Below are 26568 nucleotides of genomic sequence, written 5' to 3'. Positions count from 1 at the left end.
TGATCAGTATTGCCCATAATATGCGAAAATTGGCAGCCAGGTAGGCTACCAATTTTTTGTTTTTTCGTTTTTATTCGATTTGCAGCTAATTTTTGGGGCTGTTTCCAAATTCTTTAGAGACAGCCCCGGTTTTATTAATCCCCGTTAAATCACACTTGAACATCAGCCTGCGGTACACGCTGCTTGACCAGCTCCTGAATTTCCTCTGGCGAGTCTAAATCCAACACCTCTTCAACCAGTTCCTTCATCTCTGCCGCATTCAATCCGCGCAAAATTTGCTTGATCACCGGGATCATCGGCGCGCTCATCGAAAACTCATCCAGTCCCATGCCCACCAACAGCGGCGCAGCGAGTGGCTCACCGGCCAGTTCTCCACACATACCCACCCACTTCCCGTGGGCATGAGCTGCCTGAATCACCTGGTGGATCAACCGCAGAACAGCCGGTTGAAACGCGTTCGTCAGGCCCGCAACCGCAGAATTCGTGCGGTCTGCCGCCATGGTGTATTGGCTCAAATCATTCGTGCCAATCGAAAAGAAATCCACTTCTCTGGCCAATCGGTCCGCGGAAACCGCCGCCGCCGGAATCTCAACCATAATCCCCACCTCAATATCATCGGCAAAGGATTTCCCCTCTGCAGACAATTCCTGCCGGCACTCTTCAAGCGCCAATTTGGCCAGACGAATTTCCGACAGTGTGGCAACCATCGGGAACATAATCTTCACATTGCGGCCTACAGCGGCGCGCAAGGCGGCTCGCAGCTGAGTTTTGAATAAATCGGGGTTTGCCAGGCATAGGCGCAATGCGCGCAGCCCTAAAAATGGATTCATTTCTTTTGGCATATCCATATAGGGCAGTTCTTTATCACCGCCAATATCCAGCGTTCGCAACACAACCGGCATGGAGCCGAACGGCTCAAAAATTGCTCGATAGGCCGTGCATTGTTCTTCTTCTGAAGGTAAATTGTTGCGCTCTAGGTACAAAAACTCGGTTCGAAGCAGACCCACTCCCTCCGCGCCAAATGCCAGAGATTTGATAGCACCCTCAACATTGCCAATATTTGCTACAACTTCTACCCGTAAGCCGTCCTGAGTAACCGCCGGCTCTTTGGCCAATTTCAATGCGTTTTCTTTAATTTCAGCAGCGACCTTCAAACGAGTTTGGAACTGTTGGATTGTAGCTAGATCTGGTTCAATAATCAATTTCCCATCGTTTCCATTGATCACAGCCATCACTCCGTTGCGCAATCCAATAATCTCTTGTCCCGCGCCCGCCACAGCCGGCAACCCCAGTCCGCGCGCCAGAATTGCTGTATGCGAGGTGGCCGAACCGATCGCTGTGCAGAAACCAATCACTAAAGATTTGTCGATCAAAACCGTATCAGAAGGGGTTAAATCTTCAGCCACAATGATCGAAGGCTGCACAAGGCCGGTGGTGGGAGAGTCTGAAATTCCAAGCAAGATCTTTAGCACCCGGTTGGCAACATCAAACACATCCGCGGCGCGCGCGGCAAAATACTCATTGTCCATCGCACGCAGCATTTCAGCATACGTTTTGGCCACATTCGAAATTGCCGCCTCGGCATTCGTCCGCTCTCCACTAATCTGGTCCTCAACTTGCTGCCAAAACTCTGGGTCTTCCAGCATCATCAACTGCGCCTGGAAGATTTCAGCTTCCGCCTGAGTGGAAGGATCATTCTGAGCGTGTTCATAAACACCTTCCAATTGCGTTCGCGCAATTGGCACAGCCGCCCTGACTCTGGCAAGTTCGGCTTGTGGATCATCCACTTTGCAAGTTTCAAATTCAATTTTTGTGGTCCTATATTGGAATATGGGACCAATCCCAATCCCTCTTGATGCACCAATACCATTGATTTCTATCATTATTCAGGCTCCCCAAAATTGGATTCAATCAGCTCTAGCAGAGCTGCTATCGCCTTATCTTCGTCTTCACCTTCCGCCTGTATTTGCACGGTAGTACCGTGGTACACGCCCAATGCCAGCACATTCAGAATGCTTTTGGCGTTCGCATCTTTGCCAGCGTTAATGATCGTAATTCGCGAGGAAAATTGTTTGGCTGTTTGAACAAACAATGCCGCGGGGCGTGCATGCAGCCCCACTTTGGTGTTCACCATAACTTGGATTTCTTTCATACCGCCTCCGCAAAAAACGGATGATACAATCGGCTCACGGAAAATTTGAGAAACACCGGCAACCGCAAAGTTGTCCATAGTTGTATATATGTAGAAAAATGTACCACACCCAAAAAGCATTGTCAATAACCTCCCAATTTTTCCGCCGCCATCAACAAAAATCTGACCTCCAATACAAATTGCACACCCACCTAACAATCCTGTAAGGCGGGATTTGACCGGGTGATAGGTTGTGATCTTAACAGTATAATATTGAAATGGCAACGACTCTTATTCGTTTATCGATTACGTGTCATTCGGGGGAACTGAATGGCTGAAAAACGCAAAATCTTGCATGTTGAAGACAATTTTGAAAACCGGATTCTTGTTCGCCGCATCCTGCAAGCAAGTGGCTATGAAGTCGTTGAAGCTGAAAACGCTATTGAAGCGCTCGATGTCCTCACTCATTTCGTGCCTCAGCTCATCTTAATGGATATCAATATGCCTGAGGTTGATGGTTACACCCTTACCCAACAGATAAAAGCCAAACAATCCTTTACAGACACCCCCATTATTGCCATTACCGCCAATGTGATGAAGGGGGACCGGGAAAAATCGCTGCAAGCGGGCTGCAATGGCTACATTGAAAAGCCAATCAATGTAGACACATTTGTAGACCAAATCGAAGCCTACCTTCATTGAGATGGATCTGGAGCAAGAAGGACATGTTTAGATCGATGGCAAATTCAAGCAACACAGGATCCCTGAACCGCAAAGACAACAGTGAAAGCAAAACTGTGCTGGTTGTTGAAGACAACGTGTCCAATTTTGTCCTTATTGCCCGTTTGCTCGGCTTTTTGGGGATACACTGTGAGTGGAAAACTTCTGGGTATGAGGTTGTCGAGTTTGCCGATAACCTTCCTACTCTGGATTTAGTGCTGATGGATATTCGTCTGCCCTACGAAGACGGCTATGGCGCCCTAAAAAAAATCAAACAAACACCCAAATTCGCGGGCATACCCGTCGTCGCTGTAACCGCCGAAGCCAGTGAGGAACAAATCGCCCGCGCCCGCGCCGCCGGGTTTGATGGTTTTTTAGGAAAACCTATTGATCCCGACCGTTTCCCGGACCAGATTAATCGTATCCTGGCAGGCGAATCCATTTGGGAACTGCATTAAGGGATAGGATGATCTATGCCCAAATCCGTGTCTTCCTCCACAGCTAACATTCATTCCCCATTTATTGTTAAAAGAAATCTCCGGCGTCAGGTCATTCTGGGCTTGTTGATCGTTGCCATACTCCCTTTAGCTTTAATTGGGTCGATCACTTTTCTCCGCTCAAGAAACTTGTTGGCCGACCTCACTACATCACAAGCTCGACTGATCGTCGAAAACAACCTCCAGCAAATTGAAGAGCTAAACCGATCTCACCAGACGATCATCAACCAGATTAAAAGCGACACCAACCTGCAAAAATCAATCAGTCTGCTGGCGGCAAACCCACAAAACATCACCCAAAAGTTTTCAGCCGAATCCAAATTGGGATCTTACCTTTCAAGGTCCAGCCTCTCTTTGCCGTCCGGTCTTAACCAAATCGCGTTCCTGGACGCCAATGGAGATTTTGTGGTTGGCACAAACCCCAGTTGGAGAAAAGAAACTTTCGCGTCAGCCAACGAACCCTTTCTTGCCTATCTTGGTGGCACGCACGCCGGACTGTTCCTCAACCCAACTTCACTCTACAAAAACCAACTCGTCATTGTTAACTCATGGCCGGTCTACACCGAAGACAACCAATTACTGGGCACATTCTTCACCTTCGCGACCAGTGAGCTCTTTTTGAACCAGCTCGCGCATACCTCTACCTTCTTCCCGCAGTCAAGTGTGGCCTTCATCACTCAGGATCGCCAAATCGTTTCCTACGATAAAACAACCAAGCTTATCACACCATCCGCCTTCGAATTGCCGCTCAATTCAAATGAAATCGCGCAGGTAATGACCGGGGAAAGTGAAGTGATGGCATCTAACAGTGGCTTAGGAGCGGTTATCGGCTATGCGGCCGCAATCACTTCTCCTGAAACCGGCCTTTTACTATCCATACCGCAGAGCTACCTGGTTCAGCAAATTGATATCCTCGGAAATTTTAATATCATTCTGCTGGCTGTTTCGCTGATTGCAATGGTCGGCGTAGGCTATTATGCCAGCTCCACCATTGTTAAACCACTGCAGCAGCTGGAGGACCAGGCTAAAGCATTCACCGCTGGTAAATGGGACGCCAGAGTAGACCTGAATCGCAATGACGAAATTGGCATGCTCTCTTACACCTTTAACCAGATGGGCGACCAGCTTCAAACCTTTTACCAATCCCTGGAAAAGCGAGTCGAGCAGCAGACCGAACGCTACCGGCTTGCCTCGGAAATTTCACAGATCATCAACCAGTCTTCCCAACGCTCCGAAATGCTCCAAAAGGTGTTGGAGAAGCTCGTTGGTCGTTTTGATCTGACCTATGCCTGCCTCTTCTTCCTCGATCAAAGCCGCAATCAGCTCATTTTACGCCAGCAAAGCGGAGCGCAGCCTGGCAACCAACTACCGCTCGGTTATCACCTTCCAGTCGCTTCGCGCACGCCCATCACCCTGGCGCTAACAGACTACCAGATCACCAGTATCACCCATAATGAATTTGGATCACAGACCGATCGGCTGCTACTCTTCCCAGACTCGGCAGCCGAAGTCTGCATCCCCATTCGACTGGACAGGCAAACAACCGCAGTGCTTAACATCCACTCCTCTGCAGAAAACACCTTCACAGCAGAAATCATTAGCTGGCTGCAAGATATTTCCAACCAGATTGCCATGGGCTGGCAAAAGACAAAAACCAACGAGATGGTTCGTTTCTCCTTCGAGCAGGATTCGCCCCTCTTTAAAGCCAGTCTGCGCCTGACTGCCTGCCAGAACGCCGATCAGGCCTACCAGACGATCCTATCCGCCTTGCAGGAAGCCGAATGGGTCGCCGGGCTCTTTTCCGCCGAAGAGGATCAGGTCCGCTTGGTTGGGGTCGCCGAACCGGGTAAAACCGCTCTGGATACCGGCAGGAATGTGATTATTCCTCTCCAGAATATCCCCGAGCAGTTCCTGCATAACCAGCGCACCATCTTAAAAGAGCTCTTTTTCTACAAAGACGCCGAACGCCTGCCGGTCATCTCTTTGATCCGAAATCGAGGTTGCCAATCTGGCGCCATTTTACCCATATTTATCGAAGAGAATCTAAAGGCCATCCTCATCCTCGGCTCCCGCGACGAAGATGAAATTGACACCAACCTGCTGGATTCACTGGAAAACTTGATCGCCGTTTTGAAGAATACGCTCACCCGCATTTCTTTTACCGCTTCGGCGGAAAAGCAAGCTGTACAGCTTCGCATCGCCGCTGAAATCGCCCGCGATATTGCCGGGAGCTTAAGCATTGACGATATCTTGAAGAAATCTGTCAACCTTGTTTTGGAAAGATTTGGATTTTACCACGCTTCTGTTTTCCTCATGGACTCTACCGGTGAGTTCGCGACCATCCAGGAATCAACTGGCCCGGCCGGAGAACAACTAATGCGGACAAAACACCGCCTCGCCGTAGGCTCGCCTTCTCTGGTGGGCAAAGCCTCACTGGAACGGACACCAGTGGTATCTAATGATGTCAAGAATGATCCGTCGTATTATCCGAATCCTTTTCTGCCAGAAACCCGCGCGGAACTGGTGATACCACTGATCGCCGGCGGACAGTTATTGGGCCTCCTGGATGTTCAATCCACCCGGCGCAACGCGTTTGAAAACAATTCCATCAGCACACTTCAAGTGCTGGCCGACCAGCTGGCCGCAGCGGTGATGAACGCCAGGCTGTTCCACGGCTCGCAAATGCACCTTTCCACCAACCAATCGCTGCAATGGCTCACTTCTCGCCTGGCGGGCATGGAAGATGTGCAAGAAATCTTCAACCTGACGGTTCGCGAGCTTAACCAGATTTTTTCCACAAACCGCTTTACCATCTATACGCCCACATCTGAGTCAGAAGTTGAACTCACCGCGACCGCCGGCGGCGGGTATACATCCCTGCCGGCGCCTAAAGCGCGCGCGGGCATGGGAATTTTGGGTAAAGTAATGCAAACCAAACAAACGATCCTGGTTAAAGATACATCTGTCAACTCTGAATATACCGACTTTGCGGACGAAGTCCGCACCGTCCTGGCCATTCCCCTCGCTTTCAGCAGCAAATCTGTTGGAGTCCTTTTCATCGAAGGCCAGGAACCCGGCACCATCACCGAAGATTTACAAGAGATTCTCGAAACCTGGTCCTACAGCCTCTCTGCTATGGTCGAAAATGCCCGTCTTATGGAGCAGATTCGCAAACAGGTAGATCGGCAGCGAAAAATCAACCAGGTATCTGCCTCGATCCGCCAATCGAGTGATGTCCAGTCGATTCTGGAGACAACTGCGGTCGAAGTCTGCCGGGCGCTGGATGCCTATCAGACACAAATTGAAATCAACCCCGCTGTGTGGATGTTTGGCAGCCAGGATCCGGAAACAACTGAACTTCAGGGGGAGGAAAACTGACCGTGAGCATCCTGAGCAAAATCCTCCCTACCGATACTCCAAAAGCCAGTGGACAAAGAGATCCGCTGTTGAAGCTGCAAGAAACCATCCTCCGGGTTTCTCAGTTCCTGATGATTCTGGTGATTGCAGTCTTATTTGCATTCTTCCTAGCTGACAACCAGCCGGGTGAAAAAGGTCTTGGCTTTTTTTTCTTCAGCCTGGCGCTGGCCGTTAGCCTCTGGGCTTCTTTTCGCCGCCATCTGCCCTATCGAGTTCGGGCATCCTTTCTGCTTGGGCTTCTCTATTTGGCCAGCGTATGGTCGATTTTTCAAGGAAACCAAAACCGAACTGCCCAGCTTCTTTTGTTAGCGTTTTCTATTTATGGCGCTATCCTTCTGAACCGGCGAGCGGCTGTCGCCGGTGTAGTGATTAGCAGTTTGACCGTCCTGGCTTCCGAGAGCCTGACATTGTCGCTCACATCCCCCTTCATCACAGCCCAGCCAGAAAGCGTAATTCCCGGCCTTTTGATCACAAGTGTCTATGCGCTAATCGCTGGAGGAGTTGTCTTCAGCCTTTCATATTGGGCGTCATCGTTCCGGCGAGACATTCTCAGTCACTCCATCGCTATGGATGAAATTGAACTCACGCGCACAGACATGGAAAAAACTTTTGCTGCCCAAAGCCAAAATCTCGACCGGCGCCTTAACCAGCTGAAAGTCGTTGCCAAAATTAACCACAGCATTGCGACCCAGGTCTTTTCCGAAGAAATGCTGCAGAACGTAGTTGACCTGATGGCAGACTCACTGGGACTCTATTATGTCGGTATCTTTCTGATTGAGCCTTCAAGGCAGTACGCGGTTCTACGCGCTGGTTCGGGTGTTGCGGGGAGAAGAATGCTTGCCAACGCCCACCGCCTTCCTATTGGCGGTCTGTCCATGATCGGCTGGTGTGTTGCCAACCAGCAGCCCAGAATTGCGTTGAATGTTCAAAATGAAAGCAACCGATATGTAAACCCCAATCTGCCCGAGACGCGGTCCGAGTTGGCTTTGCCAATCCTCGGCCCCACCCGGATTCTGGGTGCCTTGTCCATTCAGTCTACCAACGCAGAAGCATTCGATGACACCGATATTGCCATTTTCCAAAGCATCGCGGATTCAATTGGGGTCGCCCTTGAAAATTCAGACCTGCTGGAAAAATCTCGCAAAGACTTTCAAGAAATTTCTCTTCTCACTCGTGGATATATTCAGTCTGCATGGCAAGAAGAACTGGCGATTCATGGCAAACTGGAATTTCAGTACACCAATCCTGCTTTTTCACCTGTGAACTGGGTTGGCCGCCATAAAATGGATGTGCCGGTGAACTTACGCGGACAGCGGATTGGTAACCTCAAAATCACAACCGCCGCGCCCCCCTCAAACGAAGACGTTACTTTCATTCACGAAATTGTTTCACAAATGGCCATATCGCTGGAAAGCGCGCGGCTGCTGGAAGAAACTCAGCGCGCCGCAGCCCGGCAGCAAAAAGTGAACGATCTGTCTGCTCAACTGGCAAAAACACCCCGCATTAATGACATCTTGCAAACGGCAGTACGAGAATTGGGCCAACTGGCCGCCGTGGATGAAGTGTTTATCCAACTCACTCACCCGAACTTGAACACCCAACTCGACGAGGATGCGCCAGAAGAGGAATTGATCTTATGAAACTTATCGAGCGAATCAATCCTTTTCAAATACCGGCATCCATTTCGCCCAATGACACCCTGAAAGTGCTTCGCGAGCGAATCTTGCAGTTTATCCTGCTGATAGCCAGCGTAACCGGCTTGATCGTTATCATCCTCACCACCCTGCGCGATATCCAACGCCAGCGGTGGGACTTAATAGCAGTTTACCTGACCGTCTATCTAATTACGGTGCTTATCGCGATTTTTCGCGACCTTCCACTCAACCTGCGCGTCACCATTGTCGCGCTGGAAGTCTTCACCATCGGCATGGTGGACCTGCTTCAAACCGGGATGAGCGGTGAAGGGCGTATCTTCCTGGTTACTTTTTCCATCCTGACTGCGGCGCTTCTCGGCCAGGGCGACAAGAAAACTGGCTTCACCTTGAATTTTGGCATTTTCGGTATTGTCATTGCCCTGAGTTCGGTTTGGATCGTGGCCTTCTTGATGACCACCGGCAGAATACCCGTTCCCTCCATGCAAGAGATGGCCACCTCAGGATCGTTTTCTGAATGGGTGAATGGCAACTTCGTCTTCTTGTTAGCCGCGGGGTTGGCAGTCGGGTCTGTTTTAAGTCTGGTGTCGGGTCTCAACACCGCTTTATCCCAGCAGCAAGACCTGGCCAATCAGCTTTCTGCCCAGTCTGAAACGCTGGAAAATCGAGTAAAAGAGCGCACTTCTCAAATTTCCACCCAGAACAGCCGGTTGGAAGCAGCTACCTTGATCACGCAGCAGGTGTTTCGCTCGACCAATATGGAAGAGATTCTCAACGCTGCTGTCAATATCATTTCCAAAGAATTTCAGTATGAGCACGTCGGCATTTACCTTTTAGATAACAACAAAGAATTTGCTATTCTGCGCGCGGCTGCCGGCGAAGCGGGCAAAACGATGCTGCAAAATGGCCACCGTTTGAAGATCGGTGAAGTGGGTATTGTTGGGTTTACCGTAAGCCGCGGCGAACCCCGCATCGCCTCCAATGTGGCTCAAGATAGTTTCCACCACAAGAATCCGCTTCTTCCCAACACCCAGGCCGAGATGGCCTTGCCCTTATTGTCCAACCAGAGTGTCATTGGCGCGCTGGACATTCAAAGCAACCGGGCCAATGACTTTACCCAGGAAGAAGTGAAAATCCTGCAATTGATCACCAATCAATTATCGCTCGCTATTGAAAAAGCATCTCTAGTGGAAAACCTACAGCAAACGGTCCAATCGCTGGAAATGGCGCAATCTCAAATTGTTTGGAACGCCTGGAAACAGCATTTACAGCAGGACACCGGATTGTACGCATACCGCTTCAAGAACCAGAAAGTGGAGAATGTTCTTGTTCATACCCCGGAATCGGAAAAATCCCTGCGGGAAGGCAAAAAAGTCATCCAGGTTCATCAAACAGACTCAACTGCTCCTGCCTCAACTACCGTTTCAATTCCGATTAAGATTCAAAATCAGGTTTTGGGTGTTCTCAATGTGCGGGTTAACCGCGAGCAAGTGCCTCAAGACCTGTTAACCCTGCTGGATAGTTCCGTAGACCGACTCTCACTGGCGTTGGAAAACGCCCGCCTTATGGAAGAAGCCCAATCGCGAGCCGATGAAGAGCACCTTGTTTCAGAAATCACCACCAGGCTGCGCTCGTCAATCGACGTCGACTCGATTTTGGAAACGGCAGCCGAAGAACTGGGCAAATCAATGGGTGTTTCTGAAGTCATTATTCAATTAATGGACAGCCAATCTTAATTCGAGAAATCAATGACACAGACCAGCCTCGATAACACAATGCCTGCACAAAAAACGCACAGCAGTTTAATCCAGGAGCGCAGAGTCCTTCGCTTTGGGCTGATGACCGCATTTCTTTCCATCATCGCGTCTGCTTTGTTATTACGAATTGGTTTTTTCACAGTCTCACCATTTCGCTTGCCTGTTCCCATTCTGATCATAACGATGGGCATATCAATCCTTACACCCCTTACCTGTCTGGCAGTTGGGTTTGGATTTCTGCGCCGGCGGAAATTTTTACGTCTGTTTGTATTACTGCTTTCCATCTGGCTTTTCCTGGCTGCCTTCTCGTACCTGATCGAGGAAGTTGCCATTCCAGCATCTTTGCTTTTCTTCATCGTCAGCATGTTGTTTAGTTCCTCCATTCTGGCTGTCGATGATGTGTTCCCGTTTCAAGTGTTCAGCGCAGTTGGTTCTTTTATCACCATTGCCGCCGGAACGCTGCTTGAAACCAGCCGTCTGGACATTCCCTCCATCAATACATACCTGATCGTCGTTCTGGCTCTGGTATCTCTGGTCTATCTTTTTTATCTTCTTACCCAACGCATCTTACCCTCTCTTCAAATTCGCTTGCTCAACTTTTCGCTGGCCGTTTCACTGATTCCGCTGATTGCCATTTCTTATCTGGTTATGACCAACCAGCGCTCTTCATTTGAAAACCAGATGCGAGAATCCCTGAAAGTTGCCGCGGCTGCCAAAGCTGAAGAGGTGGATGCTTTCTTTTCTTCCACAAAAGAAATGATGCGTGCCAATGCCTCTTTGCCTATCTTTAGCCGTTACCTTTCCATCCCGGAAAATTGGCGCCCATCTGACATTGAGAATGAGCTTTACTCCACTATTGAATCGCTTTCCCTGGCCAATATCACCCAAGGAGATGTGCTTTCCTTTGGCCTGCTTAATGCTTCTGGTATCGTAGAATACGACTCTGACCCTGAGCGTGTCGGCGCAGATGAAAGCCAAAGCGATTATTTTCGCTCCAGTTATTCTTCTGGAATCTCGTACGTTGCTGACCTTGTTTTTCAGCCAGACCAACAGCCTGAAATCATATTTTCCAGCCCAGTGTTTGGAGAAGAAAACCAGGTGCTGGGCGTGCTGCGCGCACGCTTCAGCCTGCAATCCATCGACCGTCTTTTGCGATCAGAGACAACCACTTATAACGATCAGGTATTCCCAATCATCATAGACTTTTTGTACATCCGCATTGTAGACACGCTACAGCCGCAATACCGCTTCTACCCAATCATGGAATATACGACGGATCAGATAAACCAGCTAAAGCGCAATGGCAGTCTACCAGTCTCATTCTCAGAAGATCAGCAAGAACCATCAGACGACCTGTTAAGCTTGATCAACGCGTATCGCTCTTATCAGGAGTCTTTCTTTACCAAGGACCTGGATAAAAAACCCGACAACATTTCTGAATTTGGAGCGGTTCTGCGCCTCACCAGTGTGCCGTGGTTTCTCATTTATCCACAGACACAATCAAATCTATTGGCAGTCTATGAGCAGCAAAACAATCAGCTAATTTTTTACATCGGGCTATTTGGCGCATCCATCGCCATCATTGCTTCTCTGATTGCTCGCACAATTTCCAAACCCATTCTGGCGCTGACGCGTACCGCGGAAAAAGTATCGGGCGGTGACCTACAAATTCAAGCCGCTATTTCCACAAAAGACGAAATTGGAGCGCTGGCGCGGGCGTTCAACTCGATGACCTCACAATTGAGAGACTTGATTTTCAGCCTCGAAGACCGCGTTCAACAGCGCACATTGGAAATTACAAAACAAAATGAACGCCTCACCTTCCGCTCGCAGCAACTTAAGACTATCGCGGAAGTCGCCGGCAGCGTTACAGCCACGCAAGACCTGCAAAGTCTGCTGACCAATGTAACTCACCTGATTAACCAGCGCTTTGGTTTTTACCACATCGGTGTATTCTTGCTGGACCAGAATAATGAGTACGCCGTATTGAAAGCAGCTAACAGCGAAGGCGGACAGCGCATGTTGAAACGCAACCATCGCCTGCGGGTGGGTCAGGTTGGTATTGTGGGCTACGCCACCGGACAGGGTCGTCCTCGGATTGCGACCGATGTGGGTGAAGACGCGATTTATTTCAATAATCCCGACCTTCCGAACACACGGTCAGAGATGGCGCTTCCTCTCAAAATTGGTAGCCAGGTCATCGGCGCGTTGGATGTCCAATCCCAGGTTCCAAACGCCTTCACTGAGGAAGATATTGAATTGTTTTCCATTTTGGCCGACCAAATAGCCATCGCCATTATGAACAATAACCTGTATGAGGAAACTAACCGCGCGCTGGAAGACATGAAACGCACCCACCAACGCTATCTTAAAAACGAGTGGGCTGCAGTAGCAGGCCAGAAACAGCGTGATGGCGTGGTACGCTATTCAGCCAACAGCGGTTTAAGCAAAACAAATGCCATTAGTCAAGATCCGGATATCTTGGAAGATAAGCGCGTTAAGATTAACTCACGTCCTTCTCCAGCTGACCCAAAGGTGAACATCACTGAGCTTACTGTTCCAATCAACTTGCGTGGAGAAACCATCGCCGTGATTCGCTTGCAGCAGGAAAACGAACAAGACCTGTTCTGGAACGCCGCGAAAATCAACACCATCCAGCAGATTGCCGATCAAATCGCGCTCACGCTGGAAAGCGCCCGCCTGTTTGAACAAACTCTTCGCCGGGCCGAGCGGGATCGCAAAGCCTTTGAAATTACCAATCGCATCCGTTCAACCACCAATTTTGAAGATATGATCCAGATCGCCGTCGAAGAGATTAAACGGGAGCTGAATGTGCAGCAGGCACAGATCACTATTCAAAAGAAAAACCAGGAAGAATTAGCCGCGCCTTCCGCGGCTGAGAAAACAAAAACCGGGCAGCTGGTACTCAATTCCTCTTTGCAAGAATCAAACGAGGTCAAGTAATGTATTGCATTGCTATTGCCAATGAAAAAGGCGGGGTTGCCAAAACAACCACAACCGTTTCTCTGGGCGCCGCCCTGGCCGAAGCTGGTCATCGTGTATTAGTTGTAGACCTTGACGGCCAGGCCAATTTAACCCTGGCACTGGGCATTGACCCCAACGAACAATCAGTCTCAATCAGCAAAGTGCTGTTATCGGGCGCGCCTTTACCAGCAGCGATTCAAACAACGGTGTGTCCGCGTCTGGATATACTCACCTCCAATCATGAAATGGCCAACGCGGAACGCTTTTTGCCCATCCAAAAGAATTATGAATACATCTTGCGAAATGCGATTCAAAGTCTGAACAACTTGTATGAGTATGTTTTATATGACTGCCCACCATTCTTAGGCGCGGCGACCATGAACGCTCTGGTCGCGGCAGATATGTTGCTGGTGCCAACCCAACCCGAATACTTCTCCATCTACGCGCTGCGCAATTTGATGGATTGGGTGCGTATGATCCGCTCAAAATACAATCCCGCTCTCACATACCGCCTGATCATGACCATGTTTGACAAACGCAATAAAACGCACCGCGTGCTGGCCGAGCAACTGGCAGAGAATTTTCAATCAGGTCTTCTTAATACCTTTATCGCTATGGACACAAAATTACGCGAAAGCCCAATCGCGGGGCTGCCCATACTGATGCACGCCACCAAAAGCCGCGCGGCCATGCAATATCGTTCACTCGCTTTGGAGATTACGCAACATGCCCAGGAAACAACTTTACAACCGGCTTGAGAACCTGTTTTCAAAGATCGAAAAACAGGTAGAACCGCCCACAACACCGTTGCGCCCAGATACGCTGTCCGGATGGACCTGGCAGTGTAATCAGGTTGGCGACTATATCTCCTGCGGTTCGGAAATTCAAAAAGCCTTGGGCGTTACCGCTGAAAAAGTCATCCATGAAAAAATCTATTTGCTGGGCATGGATACCGCTTCTTCCATCCGATTGAAGAACCTGATCAACTCACAGGCTAACCATTTTGAAGAAGAACTGGTCATCTTGGGCCAATCCGGGGCGAAGTCAAATATCCGTATGACTGGTTTCGCTCAATTCAATTCATCGGGGCAGCTTACCGGTTGGAGCGGATTCTCTTTTTTGCTCTCTCCACTCAGGTCTGTCGAACCACAACCAGAAAATACTCCGGTTCAACCTTCTCGGCAGACGTCTCCCTTGAATTATCCCGTGCCGACAACTGACGCAGCCCCCCAAAGATCAACACCCATCAATCCTTCTGGCCAAACCAGCATCGTGCACAGGGAGCCTGTCATCATCGCCGGTAATCATCAACCCTCATCCATTGCTGTTCCCTTTGAGATTGGCGGAGAAGCGCAGGGCGTGCTGGAAGTGAAGGATCAACCAGGGCGTGTATGGACTCCTGATGAAACTGCCCTGGTGCAAGAGGTTGCGCGGCAATTAGCACTGGCATTGGAGAACGCCAGCCTCTACCAGAACTTGCAAATGGTTGCCGCCGAGCGGCAAAATTTCCTGTTGCAAGCAGAACGCCGCGCGCTGGAATTGGAAGCTGCGGCAGAGATCGCCCGTGATACCACCCGCACGCTCTCGTTGGACGTTCTGCTGCGCCAGATTGTTAACCTCCTCAGCGAACGGTTTGGATTTTATCACGTTTCCATCTTTCTCCTCGATGACGAAGGCGAATATGCGGTGGTCAAAGAATCTACGGGCCTTGCTGGCGAAGAGCTGAAGCGCCGCGGCCACCGCCTGGCTGTCGGCTCAAAATCCATCATTGGCACCGCCGCAGCCACCCGCGAGCCCTATGTCGTCAACGATGTATCGCACCACCCGAATTACTACGCCAATCCCCTGCTGCCCGCCACCAAAGCCGAAATGGGCGTTCCTTTGAAAATTGGTGACCGGGTTATTGGCGCTCTGGATTTCCAGGCAACCGATGCTGGCGTTTTCACCGATGACGTGATCTATGTTTCCCAAATCATCGCCGACCAGGTGGCAGTTGCGATTGAAAACGCCCGCGCCTATGAATTAAGTCAAAAAGCTCTCCGTGAAATGCACGAGTTGGATCGCATGAAGAGCCAATTCCTGGCAAACATGAGTCACGAGCTGCGCACCCCGCTCAACTCAATTATTGGTTTCTCCAGAGTGATTCTGAAAGGCATTGACGGCCCCATTAATGAGATCCAATCACAAGACCTCAGCGCGATTTACAACTCTGGACAGCACCTGCTCAACCTGATCAATGATATTCTTGACCTGTCAAAAATCGAAGCTGGCAAGATGACACTGTCTATCAGCGAGCTGGACATCAAAGAATTGGCCAACAGCGTCATGACCACCGCAACCGGCCTGGTCAAAGACAAACCCGTCCAACTGCGTAACCAGATTCCCGATGGCCTGCCGCTGGTAAAAGGCGATCACACTCGCGTCCGCCAGGTTTTGCTCAATCTGGTATCAAACGCGGCCAAATTCACTGAAAAAGGATCTATCACACTGCAAGCACAGCCCATTCTTAATGATGGAAAAGCAGAGCTGATGATCACAGTCAAAGATACCGGCATAGGGATCGACGAAAGCGACCGGCATAAACTGTTCCAGGAGTTTTCGCAGGTAGACGATTCGCCTACACGCAAGTCAGGCGGCACCGGTCTTGGCCTTTCTATCTGCCGTTCGCTCATCGAAATGCACGGTGGCCGCATTGGGCTGCTTGAAAGCATCATTGACGAAGGCAGCACCTTCTTCTTTACACTGCCAGTTGTGGAAGCCCAACTGCCAGCGACCCTACCCGAACGCGAAAACTTGATTCTGGCCATTGATGAAGACCCGCAGGTGATCGCTGTTTACAGCCGCTATCTAGAATCGACTGACTATTCCATCGAATCTCTGCCATACCAGCCAGACCTGGCCGGCAAAATCGCGGAGATGCAGCCGCACATCCTGATCATTGATGTTGCGGCAAAGAGTTATAATGCCTGGGACCTGATTTCCCAACTAAAACAGTCGGTGCAAACCTCCTCAATTCCCATTCTGGTTTGCAGCATGCTGGACCAAAGAGAAAAGGCTGCCGAGGCAGGCGTTTCAGAATATTTATTAAAACCTTTCCTGCAAGATGAATTAATCCAAACCATCCACCGTCTACAGGCCCCCCAATCAACAATCCGCGCCTTGGTAATCGACGACAACGAAGAAGACGTGCGGCTTATCTACAGGCTCCTGGAAAACCAATCTCGTTATCAGCTGGAGAGCGCAGCCGACAGCGGCGCCGCCCTTACCGTTTTGCTGCAAACCCCCATCGATGTGATCATTTTAGATTTATTTCTGCAAGGAGTCAGTGGCTTCTCCTTCCTGGAACAACTCCAAAACCACAAACAGTTTTCAAAAATTCCGGTAATCGTAATGACCGGTGCCGACCTGACCGCCGAGCAGCACGAAAGCCTAGCAGTCTACGGACATCTTTTCCTGACCAAAGGTTTCTTACGCCCAGGTGATTTAATCAACGCGCTGGAAAACGCTATCAAACAAAAAAACTAACGCCTTCAGAAAAGGACAATGAGTCTTGCTATGAATCCACCAATCAAAGTCCGTTGCCTGGATTGTAAAACCGAATCGTCCTACCTTTTTAACCAAACTGCCTGCCCCGCCTGTGGAAGCCAGTGGCGTGAGGCCGTTTACGACTATCCCGCCATCGCTTTGCAGGCACTTTCTGAATGGTCAAAACGCCCATTTAATCTCTGGCGTTATCACGAGCTCTTGCCCATCCAATCGCGCGATCCTAATATCAGCCTTGGTGAAGGTGGAACACCTTTGCTTAAAGCCATTAATCTAGGAACAATGATCGGGTGTAAAAACATTTTTATTAAAGACGAGCGACAGGGACCAACCGCCTCATTCAAAGACCGCCAGGCTGCGGTAACCATCGCGGCCTTGAGAGAAGCGGGCATCCGAGAAATGGTTGTCGCGTCGACCGGAAATGTGGCTATTGCTTACTCAGCCTACGCGGCGCGTGCGGGCATCAAGCTCTGGGCGTTTCTAACCAGCCTGGTTCCATCGGAAAAAATGCGTGAAGTGGCCATTTATGGCACCCAGGTCATCAAAGTGACGGGGTCGTATGACCAGACCAAGAAAGTGGCCTCAGAGTTTGCCGCCCAGCGCAATCTCTACTACGACCTCGGCGCACGCAGCATCCCCTGCATTGAGGCGATGAAAACCATCGCGTACGAAATCGCCGAGCAGCTTCCCAACCAGCTAGGCCCAGGCGAAGGCTATCCGTTGCGCGCCCCCGATTGGTACATTCAGTCCGTCAGCGGCGGCATGGGTCCCATTGGGGTGATCAAGGGCTTTACCGAATTAAAGGCCATGAACTTGATCGACCGCATCCCCAAAATTGCCGTCATTCAAGTGGATGGCTGCGCGCCGATGGTTCACGCCTGGCAGCAAGGCCTTGATACCCCCCTGCCGGTTGCCTCTCCCAAAACCCTGATCGAGACACTAGCCACCGGCGACCCTGGACGTTCGTATACTTTGCTGCGGCAGATGATGTTACAGAACAACGGTGGCACCTTTATTTCGTCCAGCGACGAAGACACCTTCCGCGCCATGCACTTCCTCGCCAAAATGGAAGGACTCTCAGTTGAACCTGCCGCCGCTGTAGCGTTTTCAGGCTTAATCCAACTGGTCCGCTCTGGGGTTATTGGACACGATGAGGTGGTAGTGGTCAATAATACCGGACACACCTTCCCCATTGAAAGCGCAATTCTTGGTGAAGGATGGTCGCACGACATTAACCTATCTCACCCCGCCCTGCAAGAGAGCCAGGAAGAAGGCTTGCTTGCCGCGCTCTCCAAAGTCGCCAGCGACCGCTACCCGCGCGTCTTAATTGTTGATGACATGCCCGAAGCGCGTCAGCTCCTGCGCCGCATTCTTCAATCGCAAGGCAACTTCACTCTCTTTGAAGCCGCCAATGGAAAGGAAGCCATTGAGGTTTCCCAGAAAGAGCGGCCAAATTTAATTCTCTTGGATTTAATGATGCCCGAAATGGACGGATTCGCTGTGATGGACGCCTTGCAAAAAGATAAATCGACCGCGGAGATTCCTGTGGTAGTGGTAACCGCCAAAGAATTAACCCCGCAGGAAAAACAGCGCCTGCGCGGGCGCATCCAAAACTTGCTCCAAAAAGGCGATTTCATCAGCGAAGACTTACAAAATGAGGTGAAATCACTCCTCAACTAAATCAGGAAGTGCAATGAACGGCTCTCAGGTAATTGCCGAAACAGCCAGAAAAATAAAAGAAAGGAGCAGCCGGAATACCGGAATTTTGGCTGCACTTTCTTCTGCCCTGTTTTTGGGATTCACTCCCATTTTTGGCAAACAAGCCCTTTTTGCCGGTTTCTCTCCCCTCGCCCTCGTTACCCTCCGTACCGCAATCGCGGCTGGTATGTTGTTTGTCTCCATGCTGATCCTACACCGACAGTTTTTTTACATTTATCCAGTTGGCCTGATTGGGTGCGCATTGGCCGGCCTATTCAATGGCTTAGGATCCATCTTGTATTATTCGGCTCTTAACCGCCTGGATGCCAGCATCGCTCACCTCATCTATTCCTTTTATCCCATCTTTCTGGCAGTCTGGCAAATGCTGGATTCGCAGCCCGTGAACCGCATTACCTTTATCCGTCTAGGTGTAGCCATTCCGGGTGTGTATCTATTAGTCGCGACGGGCAGTCAAAATGCAGATCTGCCCGGAGCCCTGCTCATGATTGGCTCGGCCATTTTATACGCCCTGCACATCCTGATCAATCAGCGCGTACTATTGGAAGTGCCGGCGCCCACCGTCACTTTTTACACACTCCTCTCCATGACAGTAACGGTAACAACGGCGTTTCTCCTCTTCAACCGTCAACTCCCGCCAGGTGGAACGCCCTGGTGGCCAGTGTTAGGCATGGCCGCCATTACATTTTTTTCACGCATCACTCTCTTCCTGGGGGTCAAACACCTGGGCGGTATGCAAACCACGCTTTTGGGGCTGGGAGAATTGCTTATCACCGTCAGCGTGGCCGCTATCTGGTTAGGGGAGCGTCTCAGCCCCCTGCAGTGGCTCGGCGCCTTGTTGATTAGTTGCAGCATGCTTCTGATTGGCTTTGACCGCTACACACCCCAAAAGCGGAGATCCACTGGCTGGCTGGCCTGGTTAAACCCCCCCGCGGTCAACGCCACGGACCTTACCTGGCCTTCCGAACCCTAAAAAATAAAGAATATCTATTAACGAAAAAACCGGCGCAATGCCGGTTCTTTGGGGTGGCTGATGGGAGTCGAACCCACAACATCTGCATCCACAGTTATGCGTTTGTGTTGTTAACCACATAACTTACGCACGATCACTCTCAATCGTTCATAAGCTTGTCTATAGGGCTGAATGGCGCAATCGCCTCTGGCTTCAATGCTTTGGTGTATCTCTCTACCATTCTGATCGATTTCCAACCTCCTGCCACCTGAACCACCCTGCTAGGAGCTCCGTTCTCGGTAGCAAGCGTGGCAAAAGTCCTGCGCAAACAGTGAGGGGAAAACCTCGCAATTCCAGACAGCGCCGACATTTTCTTTGATAAATACCGGATGCCCGATCTAGTTAATGGGGTTCCTGGACGTTTTCCCCCTACTGAAACAAACACATTCTTTACGCCCTTCATCACAATCTCGTCTCGCAAGACAAGCCAATTCCGTAGACACAATCCCGTATAGTCAAAAAACAACTTTTCGGCAATTCCACCGCCTTTCACTTTCACGGTGAAACGTTTTTTGTCCAGGTTAAGCCTATCCATTTCGAGATTGCAGATCTCTGTCGCTCTGATCCCTGTATCAACCATTAGAGACAGGATCGCCAGATCACGGATGCCGCCGATTGTAGTGGTGTCGATAGAAGAAAGAACGTCCAGCAACTCTCCACGGTCCAGCGTTCTTTGAGGGCCTGGGTCAACTCGTTTGATCTTCAAAAGCTCTAATGGGTGCTCCCCATATTTCCACCGATAGAACTTCTTAAGTGCAGAACCCGCAATATGTTTGGTTGAAGAAGTCCATTTTGGATGAGTGCTCAACCACAACATGACATCATCCACTGAAACCAGGATTGGATCTAAATCCGGGTTGTTTTCAAACCACCAACGAAAGAAGTCTCGGCAATAAAACTCATAGCTCTGTTTGGTGGCCGTGGACATTTCTGTTAAGGCAAGCATTTTTAGGACTTCGGCTTCGATCATGCTTAAATGATACATCTCAACTCCAATTTTGTCCCTTTTTAATATTCAACTGTTAAGGTGCCGTTGTGGGTTCGTTTGTAGAAGTTTACCAAACCGCCCAAAATTTACAACAACCTCAACACCATAACATGAGCGCATTAACCGCCATGTGATAAACATCACCTGAATGGAGTGAATTATGTCAGACACAGGAAGCAAGCCAAAAAACCACACACATTCAACGATTGCCGGACTGGAAGAACTTACCGCTTTTCTATTAAGCCTCAAATGGGCAACCCAAATATTCGATGGGCATTTGCGAACCATGCAGGATGAACTGGAGGTGATGAAGAAGAAAATTGACCAAGCGTTGGAGATCGTCAACACCGTTAGGAAAGGTCCCTACGCCTACTCGGATGATGAGGTGAATTCTGCGCCAAAGAACCAACCAAAATTTCGTATTCGACCTGGAGGTAATAGCCGATAAGGTACAATAACCAGGTTGGGCCAACTTTGGCAAAATGATGAGTTATGGTTGTCAAAAACGCTCACCGTGTTATAACGCTAGTAGGCTGCTTCTTCTGTCGCTCATTTCTCCTTTACTGGTACTCCATCTTTCTCCCTCCTTGTGTGAGCATTACCGGGCTGATCTCTACAGCCCGGTAATGCGCTTAAATCAAAAAACAGCCCCGGTTTCTAGCCGGGGCTGGTGGAGAAGGTGTTATCTGTACTGCTCAAAAACCTCCTGAATGAGATCCACTGTCTCAGCTTCAAATCCATAAATGTCCCACTCGATAACCCCATTACCAGGTCGGACACCCAAAACGATAAACCCAACATTTCCGTTCTCAAACTCAAATTGCCAGACAGTGCAACCATTTTTTACAATTGGATCTCCGAAGGCAATTACGATTTCATTGTAGGTTGCTTCAAATGTGCCGAGAAAATCTGTCGCTATGATCTGGTTCCAATTGTCGTACCGTGTGAATTTCATGGGTTACTCTCCTTTTGAAGTGTTATAGGGTTATGTTGATAAACTTTAAGAACCCCAAAAGTTAAGCAGACAGAAGGTATTAAAATAAAAAAAGCCGGGCTTTTGGCCCGGCCTAGCTAAAATAGACTGTCCTGTTTGATTTCTGGAGGATCTACCATCCCCAAAATCTCCTTGATTTTAGGTGAGGTAAGAGGAATGCTTACAACGCCGTACCTCAACTCGAATAATCGGGCTGCAGTTTTTCGATGGCATTTCTCACGGTCCCAACAACCACACATGAGAATGACTGGCCTGTTTTGGAGTTCGCTATAGACCGCCTCCAGACCTGCAGATTGATCCACTAACTCGATTGGACCGCCCTTGTAATTCTTGTTGCCCAATTCTTTGAGGTGGATATAACGTCCCCCCAAAGTGATTTCCAGGTTGATGCCGGCCCACTGCGGATCGCTCGACTTTGGAGAAAACCGAATATCATAAACCACCGCACCCATTTTCTCGGCAAGCTGGATGAGGACACCTGAATTCTTGATCGACTGATACCCAACATCATAAAGCTCGTGCATTTTGGTCCTTTCTCTACTCGATTCTATTGACACTATGGTTTTAACGCAAACGCACCTCCTTGAATAAAAAAAGGGGGCGGGCGTTTTTCACGCCCGCCTTGAAGTCGCTTGAAGTAGGGGATGAAGCAGGTCTTTAGAAACCAAGCCCGGCTTCCTTCAAGCTACGATATGTGCCGTTAGCTCCGACAATAATGTGATCGAAAACCCGAATGTCAAGCATTTTACCAGATTCTGCCGCCGCCCTCGTCAACTGCACGTCTTCTGGACTTGGATCTGGATTACCGCTAGGGTGGTTGTGAACCAGGATGATTCCTGTTGCATTTTCCCGGATGGCGTCCCGGAATACTTCGCTAATCCTCACGTTAGATGAGTTGGCGGTGCCTTGATAGAGGTTCACTACCCGCATAACCTCGTTTCTCGTATTAATCAGAATTACCCGCAACTGCTCAACCTCCAGTTGAGACATCTCGTACATCACCAAATCCGCTGCATCCTGCGGACAATGGATGGAGACACGATCTGGCTTGCGTGCTACAATCTCGCGCCGGGTAAGCTCAACAATGGCCTGGATCGCATCTGCAGTTTTCTCGCCAAGACCGTCAATTTCCAAAATGCGGTGGCGGGGGATCCGGCTCAAACCGCCGTATTCCTTGTAAAGCTCGCCCAATTTCTCGGAAGTGCTGGGCATCCCAAAGGTTGCAAGGGCCAAAAGCTCTGCCGGGGTAAGAACCTTGCCGCCGTATTCGTGGATTTTGTGGGAAGGTTGCTCGGATTTCGGAAGGTCTGCGTACTTCATGGGTTTCTCTCCTTTTGGGGTGATTTTGGGGTTATGGATATAAACTTTGAGAAACCCTTTTGTTAAGCATTTCTTATGGAATTATGAAAATAAGTTTTTAGGATGATCTGGAGTTAAACAAAAACACAGCCCCGGTTTTTACGCCGGGGCTTATGGGTTTTACTTATTGGGTCAAGATTTCTCGCGCCTTAGTCCGTTTCTTTTTGAGGTGGATGAGAAGATCATTCCCGTTTCCCAAAAGAACATGGCTGTCGCCCATCATGGCAAACTCATCGAGACAATCATGCGCTATACGTTCCAGTAATTCATCACTGGCCTGGGAGGTAACCTCAACCTTTTCCATCCACTTTTCTACGGTCCACGGCGTGTAATAGTCTGGGATGCTTTCCAACTCTTTTACCAACTCATTGACCGCGTTTTGTGCGTCCTGGTTGAGGATGCTGTTATACCGTCCACCACCAAAATTGAAGCTGTGTCCTTTGAAAATCCGGGGTAAGAGGGCCATAATTTCAGGGCTTTGCAAATTCTCGCGCACGACTTCCGCTTTCGGATGACCTGGAATGATGATCTCCAGATACATATCTACCAGATCGTATTTCTTTTCAGGAACCACAATATCTGACTGGTAAACATCTGCGTTTTTATTCTTCCCGGAAAGGTCTAAAACGAACTTCGTTTTGGTAACATCGACCTCGTTGTAAGCGGATTCCGGTTTGGTGGCTATAAAGCCAACTCTGTATTCACACGTTTTCATGGATTTCTCTCCTTTTGATGTGATTTGGGGCTGTTGATAAAAACTTTGAGAAACCCAAAAGTTAAGCCTATTGAGTTGTGAAAATAAGGTCATAAATAAAAAACGGCAAGCCGATTAAGCTCACCGTTTTGAGCGGTAACAGGGACTTGAACCCCGAACCTCTGGTTGGAAACCAGGTGTGATACCGTTTCACCATTACCGCGCACTTTCGTTGTAATACGCTTTGCCCAGGGTGGCAACTCCCTCCTACCGTGTTATAACCCAATTAATTGGTCTTACCTACGGTCACCTGACCGTCTTAACTCGCTTCTGTGATTATTGGTATGGGGTGTCGCCTTATTGCCTCTCTGCGCTAACCTACACTCGAACTTTTGGGGTCCAAATGTTTATTGGTGCCATTAACTCTGATGTCAGGAAATTTCTTGCCAGCTTAACCCCTGTTTTGAAAGACAAGAAAATCATCGTGGGGTGCTCCGGCAATTTCACTTCCGAAGCGGTTTTAACCCAGGTTGTTCAGCCCAAAGGCATTTTTTCTAATGACGTTTCTCTCTATTCTGGTTGTGCTGGTGCTTACCTGACTGACCAGGAATTCCGCTTGCAAATAAAGGATGAGGGGTTTGAATGGCTTGCTCCTTACTTGAAGTCCACTGCAGATAAACTCTCCGTGGTGATGATCTTGCTCGATATGCTCCAGTTTGAAAAGCTGGACAACATTCACCGAAAACGCATGTGGCAAAATTACCTCGCCAATTTTGACACCCTCTTTGAAAAAACCAATGCCCGGATCTCTGTGGCTCGCATCAAGATTGATGGATATTATGCTGGAGATGTCTACGATCACTTTTGCCAGAATGACCATTCCGATTCCGTTTTCATGTGCTATGCCCCAACCTACGCTGGCGGTTATGAGCGCATGTATAAACGGCTAGGCCAGATCTTTGAATGGGACGAACCATCCTATACCATGCTTGATGACGCCGCTCGCGATCGGCTTTTGGATTGGATGAGAAAACGGCAATATGTCTGGTATGACGATAGGATTATTCCCGGCTTGGATCCGATAATGGTCCAGAAGTCCGGGCGTGCCAGAGCGGTATATATCTACTCCAACATCACCGAGAAGCCAGTTTACTTGCGAGACAAACTGCTGACTGGCTTACCAAAACTCCGGCTAGCCAACCTTCACACCGAAATAACCGCAAATTCTACGGTCAAACTTGTGCCGATCAAAACCTCAGATCTTGCCCGGTTTAAGAACGCATTTCTAGGGAAAAATATTCTGTTCGGACAAGGAACCTGGGCTTTCGCAGTAATGGTGGATGACCAAACCGTTGGTTTTATCGAGTTCGCAAAAGAGAAGTTTGGTCACTCCGGCCTATATATCAACTCTGATTTTGCCATCCCTGGCACACGCTATAAGAGGCTGTCTAAGCTGGTTGTCTCTTTGGCTGTCTCTGGTGAAACCCGAAAGATGATGGAGCGCATCAACATGCTGCGCTTGAAATCGCTTTCTACAACCGCTTTCACTGAACGGCCTGTCTCGATGAAGTATAGAGGGGTCCTCAACCTGGTGAAACGAGGGGTGGCGCCTGATGGCAAACACTACCTCAATTATGAGGGTGAATTCAATCAACTTACCTGGAAAGAGGTTTTGCACGAATGGCTGACGAAACACGGATCAACGACCTCCTGACTCAACTCAATGCCGAGATCGGAGAATACACGCCTTACAAGCTGGCTTTTGTGTCGCCGGGCGAGATCCAACCAGTGGAGAAGAACGCCCACTTCATGCCAAAACGCCTGTTTGACCAGCTTGTAGACAACATCAAGAACGACCAGAACCTATCTACCCTCCCCTTTTGTTGGAAGAAGGCCGATGGCTCTTTTGTTGTACTGTCTGGTAATCACCGGGTTCAAGCTGCGAAAGAAGCAAATATCCAGAAAATCCTGGTGTTATACACGGATGAGGACCTTACCCGGTCAAGGCAAATTGCCATCCAGCTTTCCCATAATTCGCTAGTGGGCCAGGATAACCCCACCCTTCTTTTGGACTTATGGAATGAACTCGATAGCCTCCAAGCCAAGATCTACACAGGTTTGGATGACAACCTTCTCCAGACATTACCTCCGGTGAATGTTATTCGCCTGAATGAAGAACCGCTCCGGCTGGAAGAGCCGTCCATTTTGTTTGTGCCCGCCGAAATCGAGCGGGTTTCCGATGTGATTAAGCGCATTGGCAAATCCAATAGGACCAGGTTGATCGCTGGTGTTGATGAGTTTGACCGTTTCTTTGATAAGCTGCTGGAGTTTAAGGAGGCCGAAGGGATCATCAACACCGCCACAGCCTTTGCCAAAATGGCGGACATTCTGGAAGAATACCTGGCCCAAAATGAACATCACGAGGTTGAACATGGGCAAACCAGTTGAAAAGAAAACCGCAAAATTACGCGCAGAAGAACGCAGGAAAGTGGTTGCCGCCAATATCCTTGCTGGCTTGTCTTACCGTCAAATTGCTGATGCCCTCAATATTTCGATTGGCACAATCTCCAATGACGTAAAAAAGATTACTGAACGGCTGGAAAAAGAGCAAGTTGAAGATCTTTCGCAAGCCCTGCGGCTTGAAATCGCCCGGCTTGACCAACTCCTGAACACATTATGGTCGAAGGCGACAAATGGAGATTTATCATGCATTGATCGGATCCTCAAAATATCTGACCAACGCGCAAAGCTTCTCGGCTTATACGATGCCAATTTCAACATCAACGTTACAAAAGGTGTGGACCTGCAGAAAGCAAGACAAGAACGCTGGAAGAATATAGCCGGGATTATTAACGCTGTTTTGGATGATGAAGAAGAAGAACTAGAGGACTTTGCAGATGGCGCATCAGATACCACAGATCCAACGGATTGAACCTGCCTCTGACCTGCAGGGACGAAGTTTATCTCAGGAAGAAACCCTCGAACTCAAATCGTGCGTTGAAAAGATCCTGGGAGAAACCGGATGGGGTGAGGTAACAATAACCCTGCAGAATTACGAGATCTACGAAATTGACGTGGTAGTTCGTAATCGCTTTCGGTCCAA

Annotated in this window: 21 protein-coding genes and 1 tRNA gene; 14 read left to right on the top strand and 8 right to left on the bottom strand. The window is 49.4% G+C overall.

Features of this window, described 5'->3' with window-relative positions:
- Nucleotides 1-149: 149 nt before the first annotated feature.
- Together ptsP and ADN00_RS20610 are read right to left on the bottom strand one after the other, a co-directional pair.
- A complete protein-coding gene (gene ptsP, locus ADN00_RS16015; protein ID WP_075064009.1) occupies nt 150-1883 on the bottom strand; it encodes a phosphoenolpyruvate--protein phosphotransferase in 1734 nt (577 codons plus the stop codon).
- Entirely contained in the window at nt 1883-2152 is a 270-nt protein-coding gene (locus ADN00_RS20610) for an HPr family phosphocarrier protein (protein ID WP_075064008.1), read from the bottom strand. Before ADN00_RS20610 ends, ptsP begins: the two co-directional genes overlap by 1 nt.
- A gap of 309 nt (nt 2153-2461) precedes the next feature.
- Here ADN00_RS20610 and ADN00_RS16005 point away from each other — a divergent pair, with 309 nt between their 5' ends.
- The 10 genes from ADN00_RS16005 (at nt 2462) to ADN00_RS15960 (ending at nt 19391) form a co-directional block, all read left to right on the top strand.
- Nucleotides 2462-2833 carry a response regulator gene (locus ADN00_RS16005; RefSeq protein ID WP_075064007.1) on the top strand — a complete coding sequence of 124 codons (372 nt, stop codon included), beginning with the start codon at nt 2462-2464 and terminating at the stop codon, nt 2831-2833.
- Nucleotides 2830-3309 carry a response regulator gene (locus tag ADN00_RS16000; RefSeq protein ID WP_152966390.1) on the top strand — a complete coding sequence of 160 codons (480 nt, stop codon included), beginning with the start codon at nt 2830-2832 and terminating at the stop codon, nt 3307-3309. The genes ADN00_RS16005 and ADN00_RS16000 overlap by 4 nt, the downstream gene beginning before the upstream one ends.
- Before the next feature lie 171 nt (nt 3310-3480).
- Nucleotides 3481-6726, top strand: coding sequence for a GAF domain-containing protein (locus ADN00_RS15995; RefSeq protein WP_075064005.1), 3246 nt, complete (start codon nt 3481-3483; stop codon nt 6724-6726).
- Nucleotides 6727-6728: 2 nt separating this feature from the next.
- Nucleotides 6729-8405, top strand: a complete 1677-nt coding sequence (locus tag ADN00_RS15990) for a GAF domain-containing protein (RefSeq protein ID WP_075064004.1) — start codon at nt 6729-6731, stop codon at nt 8403-8405.
- Nucleotides 8402-10153, top strand: coding sequence for a GAF domain-containing protein (locus ADN00_RS15985; protein WP_075064003.1), 1752 nt, complete (start codon nt 8402-8404; stop codon nt 10151-10153). Before ADN00_RS15990 ends, ADN00_RS15985 begins: the two co-directional genes overlap by 4 nt.
- 39 nt (nt 10154-10192) lie before the next feature.
- Nucleotides 10193-13138, top strand: coding sequence for a GAF domain-containing protein (locus tag ADN00_RS15980; RefSeq protein ID WP_160317550.1), 2946 nt, complete (start codon nt 10193-10195; stop codon nt 13136-13138).
- Nucleotides 13138-13917, top strand: coding sequence for a ParA family protein (locus ADN00_RS15975; RefSeq protein ID WP_075064001.1), 780 nt, complete (start codon nt 13138-13140; stop codon nt 13915-13917). Before ADN00_RS15980 ends, ADN00_RS15975 begins: the two co-directional genes overlap by 1 nt.
- Nucleotides 13886-16684 carry a response regulator gene (locus ADN00_RS15970; protein ID WP_075064000.1) on the top strand — a complete coding sequence of 933 codons (2799 nt, stop codon included), beginning with the start codon at nt 13886-13888 and terminating at the stop codon, nt 16682-16684. Before ADN00_RS15975 ends, ADN00_RS15970 begins: the two co-directional genes overlap by 32 nt.
- A gap of 30 nt (nt 16685-16714) precedes the next feature.
- The gene (locus tag ADN00_RS15965; RefSeq protein ID WP_075063999.1) at nt 16715-18382 is read left to right on the top strand and encodes a pyridoxal-phosphate dependent enzyme; all 1668 of its coding nucleotides are present in this window, start codon (nt 16715-16717) and stop codon (nt 18380-18382) included.
- Nucleotides 18383-18395: 13 nt separating this feature from the next.
- Nucleotides 18396-19391, top strand: a complete 996-nt coding sequence (locus ADN00_RS15960) for a DMT family transporter (protein ID WP_075063998.1) — start codon at nt 18396-18398, stop codon at nt 19389-19391.
- 139 nt (nt 19392-19530) lie between these two features.
- Here the strand turns inward: ADN00_RS15960 and ADN00_RS15955 are convergent, their stop codons facing one another.
- Nucleotides 19531-20400, bottom strand: a complete 870-nt coding sequence (locus tag ADN00_RS15955) for a tyrosine-type recombinase/integrase (protein WP_160317549.1) — start codon at nt 20398-20400, stop codon at nt 19531-19533.
- 178 nt (nt 20401-20578) lie between these two features.
- Here ADN00_RS15955 and ADN00_RS15950 point away from each other — a divergent pair, with 178 nt between their 5' ends.
- Nucleotides 20579-20866, top strand: coding sequence for a hypothetical protein (locus ADN00_RS15950; RefSeq protein WP_075063996.1), 288 nt, complete (start codon nt 20579-20581; stop codon nt 20864-20866).
- A gap of 234 nt (nt 20867-21100) precedes the next feature.
- Here the strand turns inward: ADN00_RS15950 and ADN00_RS15945 are convergent, their stop codons facing one another.
- From ADN00_RS15945 to ADN00_RS15925, 5 genes are all read right to left on the bottom strand, one after another.
- On the bottom strand, nt 21101-21373 hold the full coding sequence (locus ADN00_RS15945; RefSeq protein ID WP_075063995.1) for a hypothetical protein: 273 nt from the start codon (nt 21371-21373) through the stop codon (nt 21101-21103).
- Nucleotides 21374-21489: 116 nt separating this feature from the next.
- Entirely contained in the window at nt 21490-21936 is a 447-nt protein-coding gene (locus ADN00_RS15940) for a DUF488 domain-containing protein (protein ID WP_075063994.1), read from the bottom strand.
- 133 nt (nt 21937-22069) lie between these two features.
- On the bottom strand, nt 22070-22732 hold the full coding sequence (locus ADN00_RS15935; RefSeq protein WP_075063993.1) for a JAB domain-containing protein: 663 nt from the start codon (nt 22730-22732) through the stop codon (nt 22070-22072).
- A 163-nt stretch (nt 22733-22895) separates the two neighbouring features.
- Complete coding sequence (locus ADN00_RS15930) at nt 22896-23486, bottom strand: hypothetical protein (protein ID WP_075063992.1); 591 nt, start codon at nt 23484-23486, stop codon at nt 22896-22898.
- Nucleotides 23487-23617: 131 nt separating this feature from the next.
- Nucleotides 23618-23688, bottom strand: a tRNA-Gly gene (locus tag ADN00_RS15925).
- Nucleotides 23689-23868: 180 nt separating this feature from the next.
- Here ADN00_RS15925 and ADN00_RS15920 point away from each other — a divergent pair.
- From ADN00_RS15920 to ADN00_RS15910, 3 genes are read left to right on the top strand one after another with little or no spacing between them, the layout of a single operon-like run.
- Complete coding sequence (locus tag ADN00_RS15920; protein WP_075063991.1) at nt 23869-25179, top strand: putative antirestriction adenine methyltransferase; 1311 nt, start codon at nt 23869-23871, stop codon at nt 25177-25179.
- The gene (locus ADN00_RS15915; protein ID WP_075063990.1) at nt 25146-25913 is read left to right on the top strand and encodes a ParB N-terminal domain-containing protein; all 768 of its coding nucleotides are present in this window, start codon (nt 25146-25148) and stop codon (nt 25911-25913) included. The genes ADN00_RS15920 and ADN00_RS15915 overlap by 34 nt, the downstream gene beginning before the upstream one ends.
- A complete protein-coding gene (locus ADN00_RS15910) occupies nt 25897-26397 on the top strand; it encodes a helix-turn-helix domain-containing protein (protein ID WP_075063989.1) in 501 nt (166 codons plus the stop codon). The genes ADN00_RS15915 and ADN00_RS15910 overlap by 17 nt, the downstream gene beginning before the upstream one ends.
- The last annotated feature ends 171 nt before the right edge of the window (nt 26398-26568 follow it).

The organism is Ornatilinea apprima, assembly GCF_001306115.1.
Lineage (GTDB): Bacteria > Chloroflexota > Anaerolineae > Anaerolineales > Anaerolineaceae > Ornatilinea > Ornatilinea apprima.
Note: the sequence above shows the minus strand (reverse complement) of the source record. Positions and strands in the feature narration are given on the sequence as shown.